This window comes from Pseudomonas sp. B21-021 (genome assembly GCF_024749205.1).
In the GTDB taxonomy this organism is placed as follows: domain Bacteria; phylum Pseudomonadota; class Gammaproteobacteria; order Pseudomonadales; family Pseudomonadaceae; genus Aquipseudomonas; species Aquipseudomonas paraglycinae.
In genome coordinates, this window is sequence record NZ_CP087192.1 from 2,742,456 (window position 1) to 2,761,202 (window position 18,747).

Consider the following 18,747-nt stretch of genomic DNA (forward strand, 5'->3'; position numbering starts at 1 on the left):
TCAATTACCGATTCTACAAACCTCAACTTGGTATCCCATTGCACTGAGCCTCTGGGCAAACTGGCGGAAGTTAACCTTCGAAAAAAACGGCATGTGCAATGTTTCGTTCGCTTGCATAATAGCGAACACGATTCTATTGCGCGGTTGCGTCGAAGTGTTGAAGGTAAACTGAAAATCACCCAACTCCGCCAGATAGCCATTCACCTGCTTAACGACTTCGGGCGTGTTGATTAGAGCCTCAGCGGACACATATGCCTGAGAAAAGAGATGGCTCAGAACACTCGATGAAGAGTACTTCTTGACGTGGATGATTTGGTGATCTGGCGTGAGCAGGTCACAGAATTCGAATGGACCACCAGCACCCGGCAACCTCACCAGCTTCTGATCCAGCAGATAAAAATTTTTATTGTCTGCGATGCGTCTAAGATAAGCGCCCTCATGGTCGGCGCGATACGGAGGAAACACCAGGTTGCAAGGAACTGCAGCTTCAAAGAAACGGTTCACTTGCTCGGTGTAATCGCGATCAATCTGGTACCAATCACCCTCGCTGAGTAGATAGATCTTTTTCTCGTGCTCGATCTCCGCCTCAAGGCACGCATACAGAGGCCACGCAGCAACTCGTTGCTCATCTGCACCGTAAAGGTAGATACGCTCGGACGTTAGCGCTTGGCGGGTGACACCTCGCATTAGGTGCTTGGCGAGTAGCGCCTGCCGCAGATCCAGATCAAATGTAATCGCCGGGCCGTTGCGAGATCGGGCGCTATGTTTTACATATCCAAAGCCGGTAATGTCATTGCCAAGTAGCTCGGGCGACGCCGCGCGAACACGGTCGAACTGCTCCATATTTATCGCATCGACTAGAAGACCATCTAACTGGTCCATCAGCGTGGAGTCGCGTACTGGGACGATGAAGTCCATCCAAGGGTATTTTTCCTTGCAGTTCTCGTCTTCGTACGCCGTCAGCAGTCGAAGTGCGATCTCTGGGAAGTCTTCGAGCTTCACATCGGAATGCAACGCCAATGAGTCAGAACCGCTAACATACTCGCCTTCATCCTGATCGTTCTCCACGAAGCCGGTTAGCGATTTCAGAATCTCGGAGTCGAACTTAAAATCGAACTCCGATATCGACAGTAGTCTAGAGGACTGCGCTTTTGAGCGCAGCGGTGTGCGATCAATATTGGACTTTTCTACGGATTTAATCAGTAGTGGATCAGTTAAGCTAAGTGCCGTGCGCAGTCCAAAATAACGTTCAATTGCCAGTTGATCGATTAGGTGCCGAGCGTGGCCAAAAGTGAAGCAAAAGACTCTGTTATTGACTGCCAGGACGAGGAGGGCTTTGAGCGATCTGCCGGTAAGGTCCAGACCAGCTACCTCTGGTATGGCGCCGAACAGTTGTGTCCATTTCGGATGAGAAGGGTTTTTCTGATAGTAAAAGAGGCACTCAGCATCGCCCAATGAAAAAGCGATAGGCCGCAGGTTAACCTCATCGGAAAGTGCGTCCCGGGCGGAACGCCCTTCTTTGAGTAGGAACACGTTGATTGTGATCTTCACGCGTCACTCCTTGACCTCTCGCCTTTAAATTAAATTGGCATCTACTTGTCTTTCCGTCAAGGAACGCACGATATGTTTAATAGTCACCGGTCCCTGCGAATTTCGAGATTTACGAGCGAGGACGTACTACACCTCATGCCATCTGAGTGGTGTACTACAGGAAGAAATAATCGGAACATGGCGGTGACGGTCGTGCTTGGCGCACCGCCAGAGGCATTATTAACTCCGATGCCTCACGGCTTTCAATCATCGCATGGTCAAGTAGCAATAGCGCGGCCCTCAAGTTTTTGTCCTGCATAGATCAGCGATATTTTTCCAATGCTCACCCTCGACGTCAGTTTTGCGTCGAAAAATTCGTTTGTGAGAGGCTTAGTCCGTTCAAGGGCGCTCATCCATGAGCGTCCGCTTCTGGCCGATAGCTGCCATTTACTGTGGCAGCTTCGGCTGGCATAGTTTTCTTAAGCCGTCATGACTGAGGGGTTGGCTTTCAGGTCTTCACCTCAACATGATCCAACGCCTGATTCACCGCCAACTCACTCAACATCACCAACTGCGCAATTCCGATCGCAGTCTTGCGATGGGCAGGCTCCAGCGTGGCCGCAAAGTTATTGAGCATTTCACTGGCCGATCCCAATGATTCGCTGGCGTTGGCCAGGAGTGATTCGGTGTTGTACGCCGGGTTGGCCATGTACATGGGGTCGTGTTTGTGGTGGCTGCCCATGATGCGTTGTTGTGGGGTGAGGTAATGGTCGAGCGCGCGTTCGGCCGCTTCGTTCAGGGTCCGTGAATCCGGAAATTTGTAGGGAGAAACCGGATCGGTTTCCGGTGGGTTCGGTGTTGGCTTGAACATAGATGTAACTCCAGGGTGAGAAAGTGGAGCCATCAGCCTCGCTACCAAACGAGGGTGGTGGCCATACGGAGGTTGGTAGACCGGTCACCTGGATACCCGGCGCGTCCGAAGACGCCCTACGCATGGCCACCATAAAACAGCGGACGAAAGAGTCCCTGCAATCCGGCGTTGCGATGCGACAGGTAATCCGGGCTACCAAACCCGATCACTGTTTTTCAGTGACCCGGAAACGATAAAACCCGCACCCCAGACGCACAAGCCGGCGGATTCTGGCGTAGTCGTAGGCAATGACGCAAGACGCTGTAGCCGTGGGGAAGTAATGCCGGGCGTTTCTAAACATCATTCGAAAAACGCTTAAACACGCCGCCCTCGCCATGTCGAAATCAGACGCCCTACGCAGCTCCTGAATAAAAGCGGATTCCCGTCTGCGGGATAACGCGATCCCATCGATTTCAATTTTCCTGTCCGTACCCATTCTTTCTCGGCATCTACCAGCGCGGGTCGCCTTTTAAGCTTGATGAATCGTTTCAGCAGGTTTATAAAAACGGCACAACTCCAAGAAAGGCTGCTCCCATGACCCCGCTCAAACTCGTTGTTGCCCTCAGCGCACTGTCCGCTGCTTCCCACGCCATGGCCTGGGATTACGTTCTGCTCGACACCGACAAAGCCGCTCAGAACTGGCAGATCACCAGCCAGCAACTCGGCGTGAAAACCGACAAACCTTTCAGCGTCAGCCTGCGCACCTTGCATGGTGGTCGGCAGGAGGGCGTCAGCATTGTCGACATCGATAACGGCACGATGAAACTCTCGGTGGTGCCGACGCGGGGAATGAACGTCTTGCAGGCCTCGGTCGGCAATGTGCGTATGGGCTGGGATTCGCCGGTCAAGGAAGTGGTCAATCCGTCCTTCATCGAACTCAATGGCCGTGGGGGGCTGGGCTGGCTGGAGGGTTTCAATGAGCTGGTGACCCGCTGCGGATACGAATGGGTCGGCCACCCCGGCGTCGACAACGGCGAACTGCTGACCCTGCACGGCCGGGCCGCTAACATCCCTGCGAACAAAGTCACCCTGCACATCGATGAAACGCCACCGTACGCCATCACCCTGCGCGGTGAACTGAAAGAGCAGGCGTTCAAGAAAGTCGACTTCTCCGTCGCCACCGAACTGGTCACGGAACCCGGCAGCGTAGTGTTCGCCCTCAACGACACCCTGACCAACAACGGTGATTATCCGAAGGAGTATCAGGCGCTGTACCACAGCAACTTCAGCACCCCGTTCCTGGAGCAGGGCGCTCGTTTCGCCGCGCCGGTGAAACAGGTGTCGCCGTTCAACGACAAGGCCAAGGGCGATTTGGCTGAATGGCAAACCTACCGCGCACCGACCAAGGACTACGACGAAACGGTTTACAACGTCGTGCCGTATGCCGATGCCAAGGGCGATACGTTAACCGTATTGCATAACAAGGCTGGCAGCCTGGGCGTTTCGGTTGGCTTCAATACGCAGACATTGCCGGTGTTTTCTCTGTGGAAGAACACCGATACCCAAGGTCAGGGTTATGTCACCGGGCTGGAGCCGGGGACGAGTTTTTCCTACAACCGCCGTTATCAACGGCCACTGAACCTGGTACCCACCATCGGGCCGAAGGAACACAAACAGTTCCGCATCAGCTACAGCTTGTTGGCGGATAAGGCGGCAGTGGACAAGGCCTTGAAGCAGGTGAGCGACATTCAGGGCGGGCGGGAGACCGAGGTGCGGCAGGCACCGTTGGTTGATCTGACCAAGGGCTGAAGCCGGAGGTCGCTCAACTGTTCAGCGACATCGGCTTGTCGCCACCCGGAGGCAAGCCGAATACCTTGCGCACCCTGTTGAGAAATGCGCCGTAGGGTCGCCCCAGCGCCAGCATCATCAATGCCGCACCGAGCGTTCCGCGAATCAACTCACCTCCCGATGCCCCGCTGGAGGCAATGATCGCTGCATAGAGGGGGACCTGGAAACTGACGAGGGCGAAGCTGTCCCACAGCAATCTGGAAACCCGACGCGGACTGGCTCGCTTCATCACCCAGTCCCGCCACAGGCCGTAAGGTCTTGCGACGGGCACCATCAATACGGCGCCCACAAGGCGCGCATGAAGAACCTGATCCCACGTCATGCCGGCAATGAATCGTTCATTGATGATGCCGGTGGTGGTGAAAAACAGGATCAGCGCCGTTGTGTCTGCAATGAATGCAGTCCGACGCATTGACTGTTGCGGGCGTTGCAGCAAATTACATCTCCTGTGTGGGTCAGGAAGGCGTCGCCGCATCCTCCTGATGTGACAACGGCTGCACCGCCAGGTGCGGAGATTCGCCGAAGAACTCGATCAGCAGTTCGGTGAGCACGCGTATTTTCCGGGCGGGATGCGGTCCCGGCGGGCGGAGAATGTAGGCGCCGGCCTGGGGTGGGGGATGGTTTGTCATGATCTGCAACAGTGCGCCCGTTGCCAGGTGCTCATGGGTGAGGCAGTCAGGCAGGTAGGCGACGCCCAGGCCGGCGACTGCGGCAGCGGCGAGGGCGGTGCCGTTGTCGGCTTTGAAGCGTCCTTGCGGACGAACCGTGATGGTCTTGTCGCCGTCCATGAATTGCCAGGCTTCGGTGCCCTGCATGAGCGCCTGATGGTTGACCAGGTCGTCCGGCTTCTCTGGGGCGCCGTGCGCCTTGATGTAGTCCGCGCTCGCGACGAGCTTGGTGTAGACCGGGCCAATACGCCTTGCGATCAGATTGGAGTCCTTCAGATAACCCACTCGTATGGCGCAATCGTAGCCCTCGGTGATGAGGTCAACGAAGCGATCACTGTAGCAAGTCTGCATATGCAGCTGAGGGTGACGGCGCGCCATTTCCGCCAGCACCGGTGCGAAGTGAGTCGGGCCGAACGACAGCGGAACGGCCACGCGCAGGCGGCCGCGCAGGGCGCCGGCGGGCAGGATCGTTTCCTTGGCGACGTTGATCTCGGTGCAGACCCTGGCGGCGTAGTCCCGGAAGATCGCGCCTGCCTCCGTGAGTGCCGATCCGCGCGTCGAGCGTGCCAGCAGCTGCACACCCAGTTCGGTTTCAAGGCGGGCCAGGCGGCGACAGACGATCGACTTCGATACGCCAAGACGCAGTGCAGCCTGCGAAATGCCCTCGGCATCAGCCACTTCCACGAAGGTCTGTAGTTCTTCGATATCCATGCTTGCGTTCCCCTTTGTGCGACACAGCACGTCGCGTAATGCTACTACTGCGTCGAACATGGGAACAGCACAATGGATTTTCCAGGCAAATAACGCTTTTTGCGTGTCTGGAATTGATTTTCCGCACGGGCTTCGGCCCTTTCACAAACGTGCGTCACCCATAAAAAGGATTTGCCCATGGCAAGCGAAACGCTCCGCAACGCCCACACCGATCAGTTGCTGACCCCGGAAAACTCGGCGTTGATCATCATCGATTATCAGCCTGTTCAGGTTTCCTCGATCCGCTCGATGCCGCGTGACGAACTCGTCTTCAACATCACCAGCGTCGCGAAGGCGGCGGTCAATTACGACCTCCCGATTATCCACTCGACTGTCAATGTCGCGACCGGCCGCAACAAGCCGCCGATTCAGGAGCTGCAACAGGTTCTCGGTCACCTGCCGACCTATGACCGCACCTCGATCAACAGCTGGGAGGACACGGAATTCAAACAGGCGGTCAAGGCGCTTGGACGCAAGAAACTCATCATGACTGCGCTCTGGACCGAAGCCTGTCTGACTTTCCCGGTGCTCGACGCCATCCAGGAAGGTTATGAAGTGTATGTGCCGGTCGATGCAGTTGGCGGCACATCGCTCGCCGCACACGAGGCGGCGTTGCGCAGAATGGAACAGGCGGGCGCGAAGCTCATCAGCCGCGTGCAGATGTACTGCGAACTGCAGCGCGACTGGGCGCGAGAAGTGACCGTGCCGGGCTTTATGGGTGTGTTCGAGAACTTCGACGGGTTCAACGCTGAAAAGGCTCTGGAGGAGGCTGGCAAGAAGGCCTGATGAGCGGCAATTGATGAAGGTGGCACTCGCGAAAGCGGGTGCTGCCTTTGTTTTTTGCGCGAGGCAGACTCAGGGCGAATGCCTGCCCGACAGAAGTCTGATCGCAATCCATCATGTCGAAATCAGACGCCCCCATGCCGCTCCCAGGCTATTTGCGATCAACTCCAGGCACGTAAGGTGACGCATCATTTCATCGCCCTGCGTCGTCGTCCGACCGATTTGTAACGCTGCAGCGCTTGAGGTGCGCCGCTCTGGAGCAGGGCAACAGGAAGAAATGATGATCGCCTGACACGTCGTCAGTACGCCCAAACGTCGATCACCAGAGAACAAAAAAAACAATGAATAGTCTGAACTCGAAGGACTCGAACGGTCAGTTGGCGCAGGGCTTCAAGCCGCGTCATGTCACCATGCTTTCCATCGCCGGCATCATCGGTGCGGGGCTGTTTGTCGGCTCCGGCCACGCCATTGCCGCCGCCGGCCCGGCCGTCTTGCTCGCTTATCTCTTCTCCGGTCTGCTGGTTGTGCTGGTCATGCGCATGCTCGGCGAAATGGCCGTGGCCCATCCGGACACGGGATCATTTTCCACCTATGCCGATCAGGCCATCGGGCGCTGGGCGGGGTTCACCATTGGTTGGTTGTATTGGTGGTTCTGGGTGCTGGTCATTCCGATCGAAGCGCTGGCTGCCGGGCATGTGTTGAATCAGTGGTTTCCTCAGGTCGATGCGTGGTTGTTCGCGTTGTTGTCGATCATTTTGCTGGTGGTGACCAACCTGTTCAGCGTGTCCAAGTACGGCGAGTTCGAGTTCTGGTTCGCGATGGCCAAAGTGGTGGCGATCATCGGGTTCATCGGGCTGGGTTTTGCGGTGTTGATGGGCTGGATTCCGGAGCGTGAGGCCAGCGGATTGAGCCGGTTGATGGAAGAGCACGGCGGTTTCGCGCCCAATGGTTTGTCGGCGGTGGTCGGCGCCTTTATCACCATCATGTTCAGTTTTATCGGGACCGAAGCGGTGACCATCGCGGCCGCCGAATCGAGCAACCCGGCGCAGAACATCGCCAAGGCCACGCGCTCGGTGATCTGGCGCATCGGCGTGTTTTATCTGCTGTCGATTTTCGTGGTGATTTCGGTGGTGCCCTGGAACGATCCGCTGCTGGCGTCCGTCGGCTCTTACCAGCGCGCGCTGGAGTTGATGAACGTTCCCAACGCCAAATTCCTGGTCGATGTGGTCGTGCTGATCGCCGTGGCCAGTTGCATGAACTCCTCGATCTACATTTCCTCGCGAATGCTGTTCTCGCTGGGCCGACGCGGCGATGCCCCGCAACCGCTGAAAGTGACCTCCGCTGCGGGCGTGCCGAGGGCGGCGGTGATTGCCAGCACCGTGATCGGCGCCGGGGTGACGCTGTTCAGCTATTTCATGCCGGCCGGGCTGTTCCAGTTTCTGCTCGCCAGCTCCGGCGCGATTGCGTTGCTGGTGTATCTGGTGATCGCGGTTTCGCAATTGCGCATGCGCCGGATGTTGCGTCGGCAGAACGTCGAGCTGACGTTTCGCATGTGGCTGTTTCCATGGCTGACGTGGCTGGTGATCGCGTTCATCTGCGCTGCGCTGGCGGTGATGATGGTGACGCCCGAGCATCGTCTGGAAGTGACGTCGACCATTGGGCTGGCGCTGGCGATTTCCTTTATCGGGCTGGTGACCACGCGCCAGCATGGGCAGGTGAGGGCGGCGGTTTCGGCGGGCAAGGCCTAGGTGTGTCGCAGGCGTGAACTGTGGGACTATCGCCGGCACGCCTGACATCCAATCGGAGCCCCATCGTGCAGACCATCCGCCGCGCTCAACCTCAGGATGCCGAGTGCATCGCCGCACTCGTCACTGAGGCCTACATGCCTTACATCGCCAGAATCGGCAAAAAGCCCGCCCCGATGCTGGAGGACTACCGGCAGGTGTTGCAGGACAACGAGACGTTTGTCCTGACCGACCGTGACGAGGTTGTCGGCGTGCTGGTGATGAGCCCTGAAGATACCGAGCTGCTTCTGGTCAACGTCGCCGTTTCACCCCGGCACAAAGGCAAGGGCCTGGGGAAAGTGCTGATGGCGTTCTGTGAAGAACACGCGCTCGGCAAGGGGATGGCGGCGGTGCGGTTGTACACCCACGAACGGATGACCGAAAACATCGAGATCTACAAAAAGCTCGGCTATCTCGAAACCCATCGCGCCACCGAAGATGGCTTTGCCCGGGTGTTCATGCGCAAGGCGCTTTGACCGGAGTCTTGGTTGTTTCTCTACTGTTTTGGCATTTGTTTCATTGCTTCCAAAAGCTGCCCGTCAAAATATTCGGTGTCATCACGCTCATTAGCGTCCACCCGCCGTTTCGCCTCAATGAGCATATGCTCGAAAGCAATATCCTGATTCAGAAAAGTCGCGATCATCAGGTCACTCAACTGCTCAATGGGGGTGTCCCAGGCATCTCTGCAGCGCTGCGTGAGCCCTGTCGCGGCATCTCCGGACCACGGGCCTAAAAGTTTTGCGACTGTCAGAGTCGAGGTCATCGAACTTGCTCAGTAAAGAAATTGAAGGAGCGAAAGTTTCGCACGCGTTAGCGGACGGTAGTAGGAGAAACCGCTTTCAACTTTTACGGCGTCTTCTCGGGAACGACAAAATTCACTGTCGCACTGGTGAGAACCCGGTGAGTCGGATCCGCCACTTCAAGCAGAACCTTATGATTGCCGGGTGTCAGCCCCACCAGGATGATCGGATCTTCACTGGTGTGCGCCCAGGTGCCTTTCCAGTCGTCGACAGTGACATGCAGGTGACCGAGACGAGGTGATACTTCCGCCGCCGCATTGCCAAACACCGGCATGATTCGGGCATGTTCGGTTCGGTACTGGATGATGACAACACCACGGGCAAGTGGCGCAGGGAGGGGCGGGTAGGCGATGAGCTGCGGCGCCGATTCGGATTGCACCGGGAGTATTGCGGGTGGCTGTAGTGTGTCAGCCCCTTGAACATGCGCCGTCATGCAAGAGACGACACCCATGGCAAGGGCGAACAGGTGTTTGGGGGGGAGGGGCATGGTGGTTTTCTCCCGCGTGGTTTCACTTAAGGCTAGATCAAGCCGGGCAGTTTCACCGACCTGTTTCGCCCCAAGGCCTTGGCACTGTACAGTGCCTGATCGGCGGCTTCGATCAAACCTTGCACGGGGGTGAGTCGGGAACCGGCGGCAGTGGCAATCCCGATGCTGACACTCACTCGTCCCAACGGGCTGGATTCGTGGGAAATGTTCGCTTGCTGCAACCGGTCGAGGATCAGTTGCGCCACGATCTGCGCACCTTCGCTGTCGGTATTGGGCATGATGACGCCCATCTCTTCACCGCCATACCGCGCCACAAGATCCGAGGGACGGCGCACGCACGTCTCCACGACGTTGCCAACGCGTTGCAGACAATCGTCGCCGGCAACATGCCCGTAGGAATCGTTGAACAGTTTGAAGTAGTCGATATCAATCATCAGCAGTGCCAAGGACGTGCCGTCGCGCTGCGCTCGTCGCGCCTCCAGGTCCAGCGTCACATCGAAACAGCGTCGATTGGCCAGACCGGTCAGGGCGTCCTTCATCGCCAACAGCTCGAGTTGCCTGTTTGACGAAAGCAACTGCTGCTGAGTGCCCATCAACTCCGCTTCTACTTGGGTTCTGCGTCGGATATCCAGTATCAAAAACCAGCCGATGAGACCGGTAAGCGCCAGCAAGCCCGTTACCACCACGGCCGATAGCAGCGCCTCCGTTCGCCACGCGGCGAGGGCTTCGCGTTTCCCGAGAGCGACGGTCGTGATCAGCGGCAGCCGGTCACTTTTGCGAAAGGCGTAGAGCCTTTCCACACCGTCCAGGCTGGACGTGAACGAGGCGGTGCCGACAGAGCGATCCACCAGGTACTTGGCGTAGATCGGCGACTTTGAAAAATTGCGCCCCATGTCCTGCTCGCGGAAGGGGTAGCGAACCAGCAACGTACCATCGGTATAGGACAATCCGATGGCACCCTCCTGGCCGACATCGATCTTTCCAAACAGCCGCAGAAAGTTTTCGATGCCCAAGGTCACCGCGACCACTCCGGCAAACTCACCGCGAGCATCATTGAAGCGTCGACTGACGGTGATGACCCATTCCTGATTGGAGCGGCTCTGAATGGGCGGACCGATAAAGGTCTCGGGGGAGGGATCATCGCGGTGATGAATGAAATAGGCCCGATCACTGCTATTTGCCCCGGCCGGAATCGGCCGGTTGGAGGACATCAGCCAGCGTCCCTGACTGTCGTAGATGGTGATGCCGCTGAGCTGTGGCATCAGCGGCTCCTGCCGGTCGATCAGCGAACTGATCCGCTGGATCTGAACGGGGCCACTGCCTTCGGTTTCCAGGCGTTCGACGAGCCCGAGCAAAAGCGCCGAACTTTGGCGGACAATGCCTTCGGAATAGGTGACAAGCGCCTGGGTCAGGTTCAACCCGTGAACGTCCACTTCCTCCAGCGCTCGCTCTCGAGAGGCCAGCACCTTCCAGACAGTCAGTGAGGCCAGGGAACAGCCGATAACCAACAGCAAAAGCACAACCAGGTGCGTATCTCGCTTCACGTCACTACCTTATGGAAAGTCCGTTTTTCCGTTCCAGAGGCTATTGGATCAAGGCAATAACGGCAGCCGTTCGTCCTCATCGTGCGCAAGGATACAAGCAGTCAGGTGTCGCTGCAGCAATAGATGAACGGGTTACTGCACCGACCCCCGCTGGACCTCAACCGCGTTTCGGCAGCTTCCAGTTCGGGCGAATGAAGTGGCAGGTGTAGCCATTCGGAATGCGCTCGAGGTAATCCTGATGCTCCGGCTCCGCTTCCCAGAACGGCCCCGCCGGTTCAATTTCGGTAACCACGCGGCCTGGCCAGAGGCCTGACGCGTCGACATCGGCCGCAGTGTCTTCGGCGACATCGCGTTGCTGCTCGTTCAGGTAATAGATCGCCGAACGATAGCTCGGACCGAGGTCGTTGCCCTGACGGTTGGGCGTGCTCGGATCGTGGATCTGAAAGAAAAACTCAAGGATCTGCCGATAGCTGATCACGGCAGGGTCGAAGACGATTTCGATGGCCTCGGCGTGATTGCCATGGTTGCGGTAGGTGGCGTTCGGCACGTCACCGCCGGAATAACCGACCCGCGTCTGTAGCACGCCGGGGTAGCGGCGCAACAGATCCTGCATGCCCCAGAAGCAGCCGCCGGCGAGAATGGCAGTTTCGGTTTGAGTGGTCATGGCATGTCCTTCCTCTCGAATGGGTCGCAGATGTTCCTTGATATGAGGGAGTGTGGGCCGATTCCAAGGTTGAGTTGGTAAATAAATCGTGAAGCGCGGGCCTTCGGAATTCTCCTGCTTTTGCTTCACGTCACTGTTTTTGGAGCGCCCGGCGCGGGGCGCGCCAATATTGAAGCGAAAAAAACCGCCAATCAGGCGGTTTTTTTCAAAGCGGGGTTCAGGTTCTGCCACCGGCGAGCCAACCATCAGGCTCCATTTCTTTGCCACAGGCTGCGGCTACTTTCAAAAAATGCCGCTGACTGGCGGAGACCCTGTTGGGCAAACAGGGTTCTTCGGCACGAAGTCTGGAAGCAGGCGCTGATTGGGCTTTTGGCTTCTTGTGTTTCATGGACACCTCTCGTGCCGGGTTGCTTGAGTCGATCTTATGGGTGGTCCAGTGGAAAGACAAGGCGGTCAGTCGTGTCAAAATAAAATCCAAGCGTTTGGTAGTAAGAGATAGCACCTGAGTCAGGTTCTTGTACTTCAATTTCGGTACATCCCAGCTTTCGGGCATAGAACTCTGTTGTCAGTAGTGCCATTGGTGCGATCCAGCCTCGCAGGGTATGGGCCTTGCTGGTGTGACCCTGCAAAAGAACGATTTTTATGCAGATTGTGCTTTTTCGTGGCGTTGCATAGCACAAGCCGCACAGCTCATCTTCGTACCAGAAAGCCAAGTCCAGACCTTTTGCATCTTTTGTTTTCCACTCAAGTACATCATCCCATGGGTACCCAATGGTCCCGCTCCACTGATGATATGCGTTGATTGCCAAGGGCGTGATCGGGTCGATCCTGAGCAACTGAGCATCAATCCCGGCTGCCAGAGCTCCTGGATCCATGGAAAGCGTTTCGTGCGCAAGTTTGCGGGCTTCTGATTTGAGCGTTTGGTTTCGGAGTTCGGTACCTTTGCCTTTTCTTCGCATCGTCTGTGTTCTGTCCGGATCAGGCAGAAGACGGTATCGAAGGCGAGGGTGCCCACGTAATCAGGCGTGAGGGACGGCTGCTGTAGGACGCTGCTTATGTACGTGAAGGACGCTGGAATTGGCTGGTTTTAGTTGCACTCAGCGATCCGTGCGCGGCATCGCCGCAATCGGCTGGATCTGCCGGGATGCCTGCGCCGAGCACCAGCGATTCCGCCCTTGCTGCTTTGCCTGATACAGACAGGTATCGGCCGCCTTGAGCAACGTGGCCGGGGTCACCGCATCGTCAACCGGATAGCGCGTGGCGATCCCGGCACTCGCGGTGACATACCCCAGCGGATGCCCGGCATGTTCAAGCTCCAGCGAGCGAATGGTCTGCAGAATGTCTTCAGCCACCTGAATTGCCCCGGCGTTGTCGGTGTTGGGCAGCAGCACGGTGAACTCCTCGCCGCCGTAGCGCACGGCCAGATCAGAGGGGCGTTTGACCGCTTTGCGGATGCCGTCGCCGACCGCGATCAGGCAGTCATCGCCGGCGGCATGGCCGTACTGGTCGTTGTAGCGCTTGAAGTAGTCGACATCGAGCATGATCAACGACAGCGACGAGCCCTGACGCCGGGCCAAACGAATCTCGTCCGTCAACGCCGCATCCAGACGACGGCGGTTGCCCAGACCAGTGAGGCTGTCGGTCAGCGCCATGTCGCGCATGGTCTTGTGCGCGGAACGGATCTCCCGTTCCATCGCCATCCGCTGGCGCAACTGGCTCAGGACGATGAGCCCGAAACAGGCCAGCACCAGAATCAGGAACACCAGCACGAAGCCGTTTTTCAGCAGGTCCTGGCGCCACGGCGCGATGATGGAATCCCGGGACAAACCGGCCTCGACCACCAGCGGGTAAGTGGTTAGTGCGCGATAGCCGTAAAGCCGCTCAGTGTCGTCAACCACCGCCCTGATCTGGACAATGCCCTGATTGGCGTTGGGCAGGTAGGTCTTGAAGATCTCGCTGTTCGCCAGGCTTTTGCCGACCACCGAGGCAATGAACGGCCGGCGCACGAGGATCGTGCCGTCGCGCATCGCCAGCACCAGCGCGCCTTTGTCATCGATGCGGAAGTCACCGTAATAATCGACGAAATAACTGACCTTGACCGTCCCCAGCAGCACGCCGGCGAACGATCCGTCGGGGTTATTCAAACGCCGCGAGATCGGAATGATCAGGTCATGGGTGGAACGGCTTTCCACCACCTGGCCGATACGCACGCGCCGGTCTTCATGGGTGCGGTGATACTGGAAATAATCGCGGTCGGCATTGTTGGCCGTCTCAGGCGTGACCTCCTTGTCGGTCACGATCCAATGGCCGTCCGGGCCGTAGATGAACAGGCCGTGCAGCTGCGGCATGATTTTCGATTGCTGTATGAGCAGCTTGTGAATCCGCGCCACATCCAGGTTTTGCAGCCCATCGCCTTCGACCCGTTCGGCCAGCCCGGCAGTCAGCACGTCGACCTGGCGGATGGTGTCCTCGGCGTGTTGCGCGGTAGCCCGGGCAAGGTTGGTCACCGAATCGCGCGCGGAGGCGAAGACCGAACGATAGTCGCGCCACGTCCGCCAGCTCTCTACCGCCAGAAAGGCCACGACCACCATCAGCATGAAACTGACGGTCAGCCGAAAGGTCGAGCCGGCCTTCACGCCTTTGCGGGGCGCGCGCGGTGCTTCATCTGGAGTGGGCGCTTGCGTGTTGCGTCCGGGCATCAACATTTCCCTGGAGGTCGTTCTGAGCGGGTCAGCATTATGACAAGGATAGGCGTGAAGGTCGGGGTGGCTGTGTGAACTGCCTGGCAGTTTGAGTGGATTGTCCGTTTTGGGTTGACGGTGAAACGCTTTTCAGACGATTTATCGCTTTCAGGCGAGTCAGTAATCTGTGCCCATCTTGAACGCAAACGCACTTCCACAACTAAAAAGGGATTCAAACATGAGCACTCCAACCTACAACCGCCTGAACAAAGACGACGCCGTAGTTCTGCTGGTCGACCACCAGACCGGTCTGATTTCTCTGGTTCAGGACTTCTCGCCAAACGAGTTCAAGAACAACGTACTGGCGCTGGCCGATCTGGCCAAATTCTTCGAGTTGCCGACCATCCTCACCACCAGCTTCGAACAAGGCCCGAACGGCCCGCTGGTGCCGGAACTCAAGGAAATGTTCCCGGACGCGCCGTACATCGCCCGCCCAGGCCAGATCAACGCTTGGGACAACGAAGACTTCGTCAAGGCGATCAAGGCCACCGGCCGCAAGCAGATCATCATTGCCGGTGTCGTGACCGACGTGTGCGTAGCGTTCCCGACCCTGTCGGCGCTGGCGGAAGGGTTTGACGTGTTCGTGGTGACCGACGCTTCCGGCACCTTCAACACCACCGTGCAGCAAGCCGCGTGGAACCGCATGACCCAGGCCGGCGCACAGATGATGAACTGGTTCTCGGTCGCCTGCGAACTGCACCGCGACTGGCGCAACGACATCGAAGGCCTGGGCAATCTGCTGTCCCAGCGCATCCCGAACTACCGCAACTTGATGAATGGTTATGCAGCGCTGACGGCGCATCAGAAATAACCGGATGCTGGATGGACGAAAGCCTGCTTTGAAAAAAGCAGGCTTTCGTTTTTATTGCGTTACTCCGGACGCGCCCGTCATTCGATTGGCTGAGCTCTATAGGTTTTATAGAGCTGCTGAATCTCTGGGTCGTCAAGGCTCCCGTACGTAATGCCTTCTTTGTCCAGACCATCCAATCCTTTTATGCCGCCGATCATCTCCGGCCATTCGTCACGGCTGGAGATGTCGATGACGAACGGTAACAGGTAGGTGTCGAGATGCCCTTTGAACGGATCTTGAATTTCATTACTGAGTGCGCGGAGATACTCGTCCTTGTTGGTTTCTGACCAATCGATGGCAAACCTCGTCCGATAGCACAGCTCCATGTACACGAGCAGTATTGTGCGGCCATTGCCATCCAGAAACGGGTGAGCAGAGGCGAGCTGCCCCATCACTTCCCCTGGACGATCTCTGAAGCGTTTCTTGTTTGCTGCAAGTTCAAGAGCGTACTCGACGGACCTTTTAATGAGGTCGGGACGTTCAAAGACTGTGTGGTGAGGATCTTCTTTTGATCCCTTGAAAACAGCGAGGTGGGGGACGAGTTCGTTTCTGTCTTTTCCCGCCCAGGGATAAAAACCGGAGAACAGGATTTCATGTGTCTTGAGAACGGATTTGAAATCGATGGTTTTTTTCTTGGCCAGATAGGCCAGAGCGTCTTCGATACTCGCTTCGAAGGCGAGATGCTCGGACTCTTTTACTTCAGTGGGGTCTTTGAGCTTGAGCGAGTTTTGAAGATAGCCCGCTGTTTCGAAATCGCCGAAAGGGTCAAATATCATGCACTAAGCTTCTTTTTCGAACGCCTCTTTTCCTCAAGGTAGCGTCCTTGGTACGACATGATTTCGGACTTGTTCAGCACACCTTTCTTTTTGAGGTTGACGAGCAATTGCTCAACACCGTCCAATTCAACTACATCTCCTGCCAGACGAGTGATGGTAACCGCCATGCAGCTCATGCTGTCACGGTCTGCGGTAACGTGATGTGCCTTGGCAAGCCGACGAACCTCGGTTGCGACGCTGTCAGTGGCTGGTTTAGTCATTATGAAAGCCCTTGTTCACTTGCTCTGAGCATAGCATGACGCCGCTTCCGCAGATTTTCCAGCCGGCGCGTCCCGAACAGCCACAGCCTGATGAACGGCTACGCAAGCTCGCAACCATCCAAAAACCAATGCTTACAAATAGACGAAAGCCTGCTTTGAAAAAAGCAGGCTTTCGTCGTTTCTACCGCAAACAGAAGCGCAGGGGACTCGTCACCTCAAACCGTGACGACAATCTTCCCGACCTGCTGGTTGGCCTCAAGAAAGCGATGCGCTTCCTGAATGTCATCCAGGGCAAACGTCCTGGCGATGATCGGTTGCAGCGCACCCGAAGCCAGCCCGTCGCCGATGAAAGCCTTGGCGCGTGCCAGGATGGCCGGGTCGGAGACGATCTCCGTGTAGAGGTAACCCTTGAGCGTCAGGCATTTGCCCAGCACGGTGAACAGCGGGAATGGCGTCGGCTCCGGGCTCAGGGCGCCGTACTCCAGCAGGATGCCGCCGCGCGCCATGCTTTGGGTCAGCGGTTCGAACGACGGGCCGCCCACCGGATCGAACACCACCCGCGCGCCTTTGCCATCGGTCAGCGCCATGACGGCTGCAACCATGTCTTCTTCGTCGCTGACGATCACGTGTGCGGCGCCGGCGTCCAGCAGGGCCTGTTTCTTGGCGCGTGTTCGGGTGACGGCAATCGAGGTGGCGCCGACCATTTTGGCGATCTGGAAAGCTGCCAGGCCGACGCTGCTGGAGGCAGCAGTGACGATCACGAAATCGTCCTTTTGCAGCTTGGCCTGTTCGACCAGCGCACCCCACGCGGTGACGTATTGCATCCAGGATGCCGCCGCTTGTTCAAACGACAGGTTCTGCGGGTGCTTGACGGTGAGGTCGGCGGGCACGTTGGCCAGCTCGCCGTAAGTGCCCCAGCGCGCGATGTCCAGCGGCGGAATCAGGCTGACGGCATCACCGATCTTGAACTCGCTGGCGTTGGCGCCAACCGCCACCACCACACCGGCGGCTTCGTAGCCAAGACGGCTGGGAAACTCCGCTTCCTGCAGATAGGCGTGGTTGCGGAACATCACCTCGGCGCGATTCAGGCCAAAGGCTTTGACCTTGATCTGCACTTCGTCCGCTGCGGGTGCCGGGACGTCGACGTTTTCCAGTTTCAGGACGCTCGCGTCACCGTATTCATGAATCCTGACAATGCGTGCCATCTGCTCTTCCTCGGTTATCGATGAAATTGCACCGGCGTGATCCGGTGCCATGGACGCCAATTTAGGCTTTGGCCTGCTCCGGATAAAGGCCTAGGATGGCGCAACACTAGAAACAACGAGTTTCCAATGGATCGCCTCACACTCATGGCCACCTTCGTCAAAGCGGTCGAGCTGGGCTCCTTCAGCGCGGTGGCGGACGAGCTCAACCTGTCCCCGCAAATGGTCGGCAAACAAGTGAAAATGCTCGAGCAGCATCTGGGCGTTTCGCTGCTCAACCGCACCACTCGCAAGCAGAGCCTCACCGATTTCGGCCGCACCTTCTATCAGCGGGCGAAGCTGATTCTGGCCGACATGGACGCCGCCGAAGAAATGGCCGCCGTGACCCGAGGCGTGCCCAGCGGCCGACTGCGGATCAATGCGCCCGTCACGTTCGGCGTCAGTTCGCTGTCGCCGAAGCTGCTGGAGTACATGGTCCGATACCCGCAAGTATCGGTGGACCTGACGCTGTCGAACGAATTGGTCGACCTGGTGGACGGCGGCTACGACGCTGTGTTCCGCATCGGCGAACTCGCCGACTGCGGCCTGAAAGCACTGCCGCTGATGCCCTATCAAATGGTGCTGTGCGCAGCGCCGTCCTACCTCGCCCGCCGCCCACCCATCACGACACCCTGGGATCTTCAGGAACATGAATGCCTGGCGTTCGCCTATTCGGACGGCCGCTCACACCTGCGATTCGAAGGCCCGGAAGGCTGCATCGACGTGCCGATTAAAAGCCGATTGACGATTAATCAGGGCGATCCGTTGCTGTCCGGGGCAGTGGCGGGGCTGGGGGTGGTGATGTTGCCGCTGGAGCTGGTCAAGGATTCGCTGCGAAGCGGGACGCTGGTGAGTCTGCTGCCGCAGTACAAGGTGCCGGTTTCGCCGATGAATCTGTTGTATGCGCCGGATCCGAGGCTGACACCCAAGTTGAGGAGTTTTATTGATTTTGTGCGCGTAGCGTTTGGATAAGCGCTGCATTGAGTGATGAAGGCTTAACGATCAGAGATTTGTCGCAACAAAATCCCTGAATCCGAGCTTCACATACTTTCGCCACTCATCGACAATGCGCGCTCTGTTCCGGGGTAGTTCAGCGGTAGAACACTCGGCTCTTAACCGGGTGGGCGCTGGTTCGAATCCAGCCCCCGGACCCACTACATAGTAGGTCACA

Annotated in this window: 19 protein-coding genes and 1 tRNA gene; 7 read left to right on the top strand and 13 right to left on the bottom strand. The window is 57.6% G+C overall.

What is annotated here, in order from left to right; translation table 11 throughout:
* On the bottom strand, nt 1-1,551 hold the full coding sequence (locus LOY31_RS12125) for a TIGR04141 family sporadically distributed protein (RefSeq protein ID WP_258713347.1): 1,551 nt from the start codon (nt 1,549-1,551) through the stop codon (nt 1-3).
* Between the two features lie 487 nt (nt 1,552-2,038).
* Nucleotides 2,039-2,401, bottom strand: a complete 363-nt coding sequence (locus tag LOY31_RS12130; RefSeq protein ID WP_007958158.1) for a DUF6124 family protein — start codon at nt 2,399-2,401, stop codon at nt 2,039-2,041.
* A gap of 573 nt (nt 2,402-2,974) precedes the next feature.
* Between LOY31_RS12130 and LOY31_RS12135 the strand changes: the two genes are divergently transcribed.
* Nucleotides 2,975-4,189 (top strand): aldose 1-epimerase family protein, encoded by a 1,215-nt coding sequence (locus LOY31_RS12135; protein ID WP_127797788.1) that lies wholly within the window; start codon nt 2,975-2,977, stop codon nt 4,187-4,189.
* Between the two features lie 13 nt (nt 4,190-4,202).
* Here LOY31_RS12135 and alaE read toward each other — a convergent pair whose 3' ends face one another.
* Nucleotides 4,203-4,664, bottom strand: coding sequence for an L-alanine exporter AlaE (alaE, locus tag LOY31_RS12140; protein WP_258713348.1), 462 nt, complete (start codon nt 4,662-4,664; stop codon nt 4,203-4,205).
* A 19-nt stretch (nt 4,665-4,683) separates the two neighbouring features.
* Entirely contained in the window at nt 4,684-5,607 is a 924-nt protein-coding gene (locus tag LOY31_RS12145) for a LysR family transcriptional regulator (protein WP_258713349.1), read from the bottom strand.
* Between the two features lie 177 nt (nt 5,608-5,784).
* On the opposite strand from LOY31_RS12145, the gene LOY31_RS12150 reads away from it, so the two are divergent.
* The 3 genes from LOY31_RS12150 to LOY31_RS12160 all read left to right on the top strand — a co-directional run bounded on the left by LOY31_RS12150 (nt 5,785) and on the right by LOY31_RS12160 (nt 8,689).
* Nucleotides 5,785-6,432 carry a hydrolase gene (locus LOY31_RS12150; RefSeq protein ID WP_258713350.1) on the top strand — a complete coding sequence of 216 codons (648 nt, stop codon included), beginning with the start codon at nt 5,785-5,787 and terminating at the stop codon, nt 6,430-6,432.
* Between the two features lie 338 nt (nt 6,433-6,770).
* The gene (gabP, locus tag LOY31_RS12155; RefSeq protein WP_258713351.1) at nt 6,771-8,177 is read left to right on the top strand and encodes a GABA permease; all 1,407 of its coding nucleotides are present in this window, start codon (nt 6,771-6,773) and stop codon (nt 8,175-8,177) included.
* Nucleotides 8,178-8,242: 65 nt separating this feature from the next.
* Nucleotides 8,243-8,689 carry a GNAT family N-acetyltransferase gene (locus tag LOY31_RS12160; protein WP_258713352.1) on the top strand — a complete coding sequence of 149 codons (447 nt, stop codon included), beginning with the start codon at nt 8,243-8,245 and terminating at the stop codon, nt 8,687-8,689.
* A gap of 20 nt (nt 8,690-8,709) precedes the next feature.
* Here the strand turns inward: LOY31_RS12160 and LOY31_RS12165 are convergent, their stop codons facing one another.
* From LOY31_RS12165 to LOY31_RS12190, 6 genes are all read right to left on the bottom strand, one after another.
* Nucleotides 8,710-8,976, bottom strand: a complete 267-nt coding sequence (locus LOY31_RS12165; RefSeq protein ID WP_258713353.1) for a hypothetical protein — start codon at nt 8,974-8,976, stop codon at nt 8,710-8,712.
* Between the two features lie 83 nt (nt 8,977-9,059).
* The gene (locus LOY31_RS12170) at nt 9,060-9,500 is read right to left on the bottom strand and encodes a DUF6130 family protein (protein ID WP_085604885.1); all 441 of its coding nucleotides are present in this window, start codon (nt 9,498-9,500) and stop codon (nt 9,060-9,062) included.
* Between the two features lie 32 nt (nt 9,501-9,532).
* Nucleotides 9,533-11,044: a diguanylate cyclase gene (locus LOY31_RS12175; protein ID WP_221533486.1), complete on the bottom strand. Its 1,512-nt coding sequence runs from the start codon at nt 11,042-11,044 to the stop codon at nt 9,533-9,535.
* A gap of 157 nt (nt 11,045-11,201) precedes the next feature.
* Nucleotides 11,202-11,708 carry a peptide-methionine (S)-S-oxide reductase MsrA gene (gene msrA, locus LOY31_RS12180; protein WP_085604879.1) on the bottom strand — a complete coding sequence of 169 codons (507 nt, stop codon included), beginning with the start codon at nt 11,706-11,708 and terminating at the stop codon, nt 11,202-11,204.
* A gap of 422 nt (nt 11,709-12,130) precedes the next feature.
* Nucleotides 12,131-12,667 (bottom strand): N-acetyltransferase, encoded by a 537-nt coding sequence (locus tag LOY31_RS12185; RefSeq protein ID WP_127797795.1) that lies wholly within the window; start codon nt 12,665-12,667, stop codon nt 12,131-12,133.
* A gap of 138 nt (nt 12,668-12,805) precedes the next feature.
* Nucleotides 12,806-14,407, bottom strand: coding sequence for a sensor domain-containing diguanylate cyclase (locus tag LOY31_RS12190; RefSeq protein WP_258713354.1), 1,602 nt, complete (start codon nt 14,405-14,407; stop codon nt 12,806-12,808).
* A 220-nt stretch (nt 14,408-14,627) separates the two neighbouring features.
* On the opposite strand from LOY31_RS12190, the gene ycaC reads away from it, so the two are divergent.
* Nucleotides 14,628-15,260: an isochorismate family cysteine hydrolase YcaC gene (ycaC, locus tag LOY31_RS12195; RefSeq protein ID WP_007958138.1), complete on the top strand. Its 633-nt coding sequence runs from the start codon at nt 14,628-14,630 to the stop codon at nt 15,258-15,260.
* Nucleotides 15,261-15,337: 77 nt separating this feature from the next.
* Here the strand turns inward: ycaC and LOY31_RS12200 are convergent, their stop codons facing one another.
* The 3 genes from LOY31_RS12200 to LOY31_RS12210 form a co-directional block, all read right to left on the bottom strand.
* Entirely contained in the window at nt 15,338-16,075 is a 738-nt protein-coding gene (locus LOY31_RS12200; RefSeq protein WP_258713355.1) for a Fic family protein, read from the bottom strand.
* A complete protein-coding gene (locus LOY31_RS12205) occupies nt 16,072-16,335 on the bottom strand; it encodes a hypothetical protein (RefSeq protein WP_007958136.1) in 264 nt (87 codons plus the stop codon). The genes LOY31_RS12200 and LOY31_RS12205 overlap by 4 nt, the downstream gene beginning before the upstream one ends.
* A gap of 215 nt (nt 16,336-16,550) precedes the next feature.
* Nucleotides 16,551-17,540, bottom strand: coding sequence for a zinc-dependent alcohol dehydrogenase family protein (locus LOY31_RS12210; protein ID WP_258713356.1), 990 nt, complete (start codon nt 17,538-17,540; stop codon nt 16,551-16,553).
* Nucleotides 17,541-17,666: 126 nt separating this feature from the next.
* On the opposite strand from LOY31_RS12210, the gene LOY31_RS12215 reads away from it, so the two are divergent.
* Both LOY31_RS12215 and LOY31_RS12220 read left to right on the top strand, forming a co-directional pair.
* Nucleotides 17,667-18,548 carry a LysR family transcriptional regulator gene (locus tag LOY31_RS12215; RefSeq protein WP_085604866.1) on the top strand — a complete coding sequence of 294 codons (882 nt, stop codon included), beginning with the start codon at nt 17,667-17,669 and terminating at the stop codon, nt 18,546-18,548.
* 107 nt (nt 18,549-18,655) lie between these two features.
* Nucleotides 18,656-18,730, top strand: a tRNA-Lys gene (locus tag LOY31_RS12220).
* Nucleotides 18,731-18,747: the final 17 nt, after the last annotated feature.

Excerpts from the sequence above, each read along its gene's own strand:
- LOY31_RS12130 (WP_007958158.1), bottom strand. The coding sequence starts at position 2,401 with ATGTTCAAGCCAACACCGAACCCACCGGAAACCGATCCGGTTTCTCCC.
- LOY31_RS12135 (WP_127797788.1), top strand. The coding sequence starts at position 2,975 with ATGACCCCGCTCAAACTCGTTGTTGCCCTCAGCGCACTGTCCGCTGCT.
- LOY31_RS12145 (WP_258713349.1), bottom strand. The coding sequence starts at position 5,607 with ATGGATATCGAAGAACTACAGACCTTCGTGGAAGTGGCTGATGCCGAG.
- LOY31_RS12150 (WP_258713350.1), top strand. The coding sequence starts at position 5,785 with ATGGCAAGCGAAACGCTCCGCAACGCCCACACCGATCAGTTGCTGACC.
- gabP (WP_258713351.1), top strand. The coding sequence starts at position 6,771 with ATGAATAGTCTGAACTCGAAGGACTCGAACGGTCAGTTGGCGCAGGGC.
- LOY31_RS12165 (WP_258713353.1), bottom strand. The coding sequence starts at position 8,976 with ATGACCTCGACTCTGACAGTCGCAAAACTTTTAGGCCCGTGGTCCGGA.
- LOY31_RS12170 (WP_085604885.1), bottom strand. The coding sequence starts at position 9,500 with ATGCCCCTCCCCCCCAAACACCTGTTCGCCCTTGCCATGGGTGTCGTC.
- msrA (WP_085604879.1), bottom strand. The coding sequence starts at position 11,708 with ATGACCACTCAAACCGAAACTGCCATTCTCGCCGGCGGCTGCTTCTGG.
- LOY31_RS12185 (WP_127797795.1), bottom strand. The coding sequence starts at position 12,667 with ATGCGAAGAAAAGGCAAAGGTACCGAACTCCGAAACCAAACGCTCAAA.
- LOY31_RS12190 (WP_258713354.1), bottom strand. The coding sequence starts at position 14,407 with ATGCCCGGACGCAACACGCAAGCGCCCACTCCAGATGAAGCACCGCGC.
- ycaC (WP_007958138.1), top strand. The coding sequence starts at position 14,628 with ATGAGCACTCCAACCTACAACCGCCTGAACAAAGACGACGCCGTAGTT.
- LOY31_RS12200 (WP_258713355.1), bottom strand. The coding sequence starts at position 16,075 with ATGATATTTGACCCTTTCGGCGATTTCGAAACAGCGGGCTATCTTCAA.
- LOY31_RS12205 (WP_007958136.1), bottom strand. The coding sequence starts at position 16,335 with ATGACTAAACCAGCCACTGACAGCGTCGCAACCGAGGTTCGTCGGCTT.
- LOY31_RS12210 (WP_258713356.1), bottom strand. The coding sequence starts at position 17,540 with ATGGCACGCATTGTCAGGATTCATGAATACGGTGACGCGAGCGTCCTG.
- LOY31_RS12215 (WP_085604866.1), top strand. The coding sequence starts at position 17,667 with ATGGATCGCCTCACACTCATGGCCACCTTCGTCAAAGCGGTCGAGCTG.